Source organism: Mesorhizobium sp. M1A.T.Ca.IN.004.03.1.1, assembly GCF_003997555.1.
Classification (GTDB): Bacteria; Pseudomonadota; Alphaproteobacteria; order Rhizobiales; family Rhizobiaceae; genus Mesorhizobium.
Genome location: NZ_RZTV01000420.1, coordinates 1 through 267 on the forward strand (window position 1 = coordinate 1; position 267 = coordinate 267).

1 pseudogene is annotated in these 267 nt (G+C 76.0%); it reads left to right on the top strand.

Features of this window, described 5'->3' with window-relative positions:
• A pseudogene (locus tag EOD29_RS32255) lies at positions 1-198 on the top strand (Tellurite resistance protein TerB); the annotation flags it as partial.
• Between the last annotated feature and the right edge of the window lie 69 nt (positions 199-267).

The window sequence follows — 267 nt, forward strand, 5'->3', positions numbered from 1 at the left end:
GCGGAGCTGCGCGCCGGGCGCCTGGAGAACAGCCAGCACGTCGCCGCCATCGCCGACCGCCCCCTGGAGCAGCGCCAGCACGTCTTCCTCATCGCCGCGGACGTGGCCGACAAGGGCGGCATCACGCAGAGCGAGCACGCGGTGCTCGACGAGCTGGCCCGGGCGCTCGACGTGGACAAGGCGGCGCTGCTGGGCTGACGCCGGGCGGACGCGGCCTTCCCCTGCCCCACCGCAACGACGTCCGCGCGACCCCATCGCCGGGACGGC